General features: G+C 69.7%; 5 protein-coding genes. 1 reads left to right on the plus strand and 4 read right to left on the minus strand.

The window, feature by feature from the left end; translation table 11 throughout:
- A partial coding sequence (locus PKD89_RS12490) for an S-layer homology domain-containing protein (protein WP_289010511.1) occupies positions 1-335 on the minus strand: 335 nt, incomplete at its 3' end.
- A 52-nt stretch (positions 336-387) separates the two neighbouring features.
- Positions 388-1,137, minus strand: a complete 750-nt coding sequence (locus tag PKD89_RS12495) for an HAD family hydrolase (protein ID WP_289010512.1) — start codon at positions 1,135-1,137, stop codon at positions 388-390.
- A 62-nt stretch (positions 1,138-1,199) separates the two neighbouring features.
- Between PKD89_RS12495 and PKD89_RS12500 the strand changes: the two genes are divergently transcribed.
- Positions 1,200-2,441 (plus strand): adenosine deaminase, encoded by a 1,242-nt coding sequence (locus PKD89_RS12500; RefSeq protein WP_287378360.1) that lies wholly within the window; start codon positions 1,200-1,202, stop codon positions 2,439-2,441.
- Positions 2,442-2,466: 25 nt separating this feature from the next.
- Here the strand turns inward: PKD89_RS12500 and PKD89_RS12505 are convergent, their stop codons facing one another.
- Together PKD89_RS12505 and PKD89_RS12510 are read right to left on the minus strand one after the other, a co-directional pair.
- A complete protein-coding gene (locus PKD89_RS12505; RefSeq protein WP_289010513.1) occupies positions 2,467-3,831 on the minus strand; it encodes a hypothetical protein in 1,365 nt (454 codons plus the stop codon).
- Positions 3,832-3,847: 16 nt separating this feature from the next.
- On the minus strand, positions 3,848-4,615 hold the full coding sequence (locus PKD89_RS12510) for a hypothetical protein (RefSeq protein WP_324332476.1): 768 nt from the start codon (positions 4,613-4,615) through the stop codon (positions 3,848-3,850).
- Between the last annotated feature and the right edge of the window lie 160 nt (positions 4,616-4,775).

Consider the following 4,775-nt stretch of genomic DNA (forward strand, 5'->3'; position numbering starts at 1 on the left):
TGGGGGCCGGCGGGTGCTGGTTCGCCGGCGTTGCGGTGGAGGAACACGGCCATCTCGGCGCGGGTGACCTGGTTGTTGGGGGAGAAGGTGGTGGGTGTGGTGCCGGTGGTGATGCCGGCTTCGACGAGCCACGCGATGGCGGTGTTGGCGAAGTAGTTGGTGGGCACGTCCGAGAACCCGTGCGGCGCCGGTGCGGAACACGACGCGTCGCCCACCCCCTGCGGCGCGGCCGGAGCGCCCGGAGCTGCGCTGGCAGGGCTGCCGCTCCCCACCGCGGCCAGCGTGCCGACGAGCAACACCATGAACATCAAGACGCGGGACCGATTGAACGTCATCCGAGCCCTCCCAAAGAATCGTGGACGTCACGTACAACACTCACAGTACTCGTCATATCGCTTGTTGTGAGGCACAGAGCGCCACGGCCTTCGCCAAGCTGGGCGTCACAGCGAAGCGGGGGTGGTCCCACGGTGGCTCGGCTACCTCATGGGCCCACTGGTTGGCCGATGGCACCCAGATGGCCCAGCCCCCCAGCTCGATCACCGGCAGGATGTCGCTTCGCACCGAGTTGCCGACCATCACGAACCGCTCGCCGTCTGCGCCCCAACGGCGGAGCAACGATCGGTAGTGGGCGACGTCCTTCTCGGGCAGGATCTCGACGCCGTCAAACCACTCTGCCAGGCCGCTGGCCGCCACCTTGGTTTCCTGCTCGAACAGATCGCCCTTGGTGATGATGCTGCGCTGGAGCCCGGAGTCGGCCAGCACCTCCAACGCGTCGACGACGCCGGGGTAGGGCTCGAGAGCATTGGTGAGCATCTCCCGGGACCAGCCGAGAATGCGGGCGATCTCGTCGCCGCCCACCGCCCCGTCGGACAACATGATCGCCGTCTCGATCATCGACAGGGTGAACCCCTTCACGCCGTAGCCGAACACCTCGAGGTTGCGGCGTTCGACGTCGTCGAGGTGGGCGGCCGCCACCGCATCGGAGGCTAGATACGGGGCCATCAGCTCCTCGAAGCGAGCCTGAATGTTCTGGAAGTTGCCCTCGGTTTCCCACAGGGTGTCGTCGGCGTCCAGGCCGACCAACTCCACCGGCCCCAGCGCCTCGGCGAACGGTTGAAAGGGAGCGTCGGTGGCCATGCCCAGAGTTTCGCGCTGCGGAGAAGCGTTGAGACTCGGACCCCTGAGCCGTACCGTGTGACATGGCACCGACTCCCGACAGCGACGCACCCTCTGGCTTCGATCAGGCGCTCCTATTGCGCAGCGCCCGGCGCTTGGACGCTGCCCCGCCCACCGCCGAGGCGGTTGCGGCCGCACCCAAGGTGCTGCTGCACGATCACCTCGACGGTGGCGCCCGGCCGAGCACGTTGATCGAGCTGGCCGAGCAATCCGGTTACGACGCTCTGCCCAGCACCGACCCGGTCGAGCTGGCGCAGTGGTTTCACAGCGGCGCCGACCGGCGTGACCTGGGCCTGTACCTGGAGACGTTTGCCCATGTGGTGGCGCTGATGCAGCGGCGCGAGGCGATCCAACGCATCGCAGCCGAGTGCGCCGCCGACCTGGCCGCCGACGGGGTGGTGTACGCAGAGGTGCGGATGGCCCCTGAGCTGTGCGTCGAGGGCGGCCTGTCGATGGACGAGGCGACCGATGCCATGCTGGAGGGGCTGGCCGAGGGGTCGGCCGGCACCGGACTGACCGTGCGGCTGCTGTGCACTGCGATGCGCACGTCGGCGCGCTCGGTCGACGTGGCCAAGGTGGCCCTCGACCACCGCAACGACGGGGTGGTCGGCTTCGACATCGCCGGTAAGGAGGCCGGCTATCCCCCCACGCGCCATCTGGATGCTTTCCAGCTGGTGATGCGGGAGAACTTCCACATCACGATCCACGCCGGCGAGGCGTTCGGTTTACCGTCGATCCACGAAGCGTTGCACTACTGCGGGGCGGAGCGGTTGGGCCACGGCGTGCGGATCCTCGACGACATCGAGCTGACCCGAACCGAGGACCGAGGACCGGAGCACGCCCCTGGCATCACCGAGGACACCCAGGTGCGACTGGGGCAGATCGCCGCCTACGTGCGCGACACCCGGGTGCCGCTTGAAATGTGCCCGTCGTCGAACGTGCACACCGGTGCAGCGCCCTCGATCGCCGCCCATCCGATCGGGCTGTTGACCGACCTGCGCTTTCGGGTGACGGTCAACACCGACAACCGGCTGATGTCCAACACCTCGATGACCAAGGAGTTTGGCCTGCTCGTCGACGAGCTGGGCTTCGACCTCGGCGGGCTGGAGTGGCTGACCGTCAACGCGATGAAGTCGGCGTTTTTGTCCTTCGATCAACGGCTGTCGCTCATCAACGAGACGATCAAGCCCCGCTACGCCGAGCTGCGCCGAAACCTGCCCACCGCAGCGTCGGCAGCCGGGACCCATCCGGGTCAGCGGGTCTGATCCCGCCACACATCGCCCCGGTGGCTCAGCCTGTGTAGCGGGCTTCGGCCGGCACGGGCGTGGCCACGGGCCCGGCGACCGCGGTCAAGGGAACGTCGAGGCCGTTGGTCAGCTCGACCGCACCCACATCGCAGCCGGCGCCGGCGGCCGCCGCACGCCGGCTGCGTCGCTGGCCGTCGACGGTCGTCCGAGCCAGGCACGCCCGCGACGGCACCCGGTCGACCAGGACGCTGCCCGGCACCGGTGCCCGGGCGGGGATCGGCCGCCCGTAGTAGTCGAGCAGGCCCACCGCGTTGCGGGGGCCGTTGGCCACGTCGCCCAGCCCGGGCCCAATCCCGCAGCTGGAGTCGTCCCCGACGTTGTAGCCGTCACTGGTCGCTCGCTCGACCGAACACGAGCTGGGAGCACCGGAGCCGCCGGCCACGTAGCTGGCGAACGAGGTCAGCTCACCGGCCCCCAGCTGACGCGCCCCGCGAGCGGTGGCGGTCGAATTGTCGACCACCGTCGAGAACGTGAGCGAGATCGCGGTCGCCACCGCACCGCCGTTGGTGCCGGCCAGGTTGTCGGTGATCGTGGCGTTGATGGCGTCGAGGTTACCGATCACCCACACCCCGCCGCCGGACGCACCGGCGGTGTTGCCCGAGATGACCGACCGCTCGAGCTTCAGCGTGCTGCCGGGGCCGGTCAGCGCAACGGCACCGCCCGAATCCTCGGCCTGGTTGGAGGTGAGCATCGAGTCCTCGATGGTCACCGTGCCGCCACCCTCCGACAGCAACGCTCCGCCCGACCCATGGCCCAGCGACGACTTGGCCTGCCCGCCGCTCAGCGTCACCTCCGACAGGTGCAGCCGATCGTCGCCGGTGGCGTGCAGCACCCGCTGGCCGGCGCACTCCTGGCGGACCGTGGCGCCGTTGCCTTTGAGATACAGCCCGCCGGCCTCGCCAAGTTCGAGAACCCCGCCCCCGGCATCGTCGTCGGGTTGGACTCCGCGCCTGGTGCAGCCGGTGGTCAGCCGGTAGGTGGTGTTGGGCTTGAGCTCGATCACCGTGTCGGAGCCGCCGGCCGCCGCCTGTTCGATCGCCTCGCGCAGGGATCCAGGCCGGCCGTCGGCGGCCGTGGTGACCTCGATGCGCTCGGCGCCCGCCCAGCCGTCGGGGTAGGGGCCGAGGCCGATGAGCACCAGGGCGATCGACCCCAACGGAATCAGGATGAGCAGTGCGACCATCACCGCCAACAGGGCGGTGGTGAGTTGACGATCGTGGCGGTCGCCACCCATCGCCCGGTCGATCATCAGCTTGGTCGACTCGACCCTGCCGGCCGATGGCTGCGACGCATCGCCGCTCGACTCCGGTGGGGGGCCAGCGTTCCCAGGCGAGGCCGGACCGTTCATTGCCGCCTCGTCCAGCTCAACTGGTGGCCGCCTCGGCCGCCAGGACCGCGCGCACCTCGTGCTCCATCCATTCGAGGCGGGTGCCGGCTCGTCGCCGGGCCGCCCGGAGCACGGTGCCGCCCGATCGCGAACCGCCCACCACCGGCTCGACCACCTCGAGATACGCCTTGAACTTGGGCTCGGTGCCGGACGGACGAAACGCCAGGCGATCGCCACCGACGAGGAAGAGCCGAACCAGGTCGTCGGCCGGGCGGTCCACCTGCTCCACCCGTCGCCCGCCCAGCATGGTGGGTGGGTCGTCCTCGAGACGTTCCATCAATTGCCGGCGGCGTTCGGGCCAGGCCGACGGTTCGAAACGAACCGCGATCTGGGAGGTGGTGTGGACGCCGTGATCGAGCGCCAGCCGGTCGAGCACCGCCAGGGGATCGGAGCCGGTGCGCAACAGCCGGGCGCACAGGTCGCACACGGCGAGCGCCGCCAGCAGGCCGTCCTTGTCGCGGCACGTCGGCCCCAACGCGTAGCCGAGCGCCTCCTCGTAGGCGAGCAGTTGAAACCAGTCCGGACGGGACATCGCCGGGCGGCACAACCACTTGAACCCGGTCAAGGTCTCGGCGTAGTGGACCCCGGCCGACGTGGCCATCTTCTCGAGCAGCTGCGACGACACCATGGTCGTGGCGAGCAGCCGGTCGGGCAGGCCCTGGCTGCGCTGCAGCGCCCACCAGGCGAGCAACGCGCCCACCTCGTTGCCGGTCAGGACATGCCACTGTTCGTTGGCGTCGGGCACGGCGACGGCGATGGGACGGCTGATCTGCGAGACGCGCGGGCTCGATTTCGACGAGGTCGCCGTGCTCGGCCGCGATGGAGAAACCGGCGCGCGAAAGCCGGGCGCGGGCGGCTTCGGCTCGATCCGCGCCGGCGAGATCGTCGGCGAGACCTCGATCTAC

This window comes from Candidatus Neomicrothrix sp., from assembly GCF_035329545.1.
Classification (GTDB): Bacteria; Actinomycetota; Acidimicrobiia; order Acidimicrobiales; family Microtrichaceae; genus Microthrix; species Microthrix subdominans.

What these genes read in the sequence shown, in the direction of transcription:
- PKD89_RS12505 (WP_289010513.1), bottom strand. Translation starts at nt 3,831, where the DNA reads ATGAACGGTCCGGCCTCGCCTGGGAACGCTGGCCCCCCACCGGAGTCG.
- PKD89_RS12495 (WP_289010512.1), bottom strand. Translation starts at nt 1,137, where the DNA reads ATGGCCACCGACGCTCCCTTTCAACCGTTCGCCGAGGCGCTGGGGCCG.
- PKD89_RS12500 (WP_287378360.1), top strand. Translation starts at nt 1,200, where the DNA reads ATGGCACCGACTCCCGACAGCGACGCACCCTCTGGCTTCGATCAGGCG.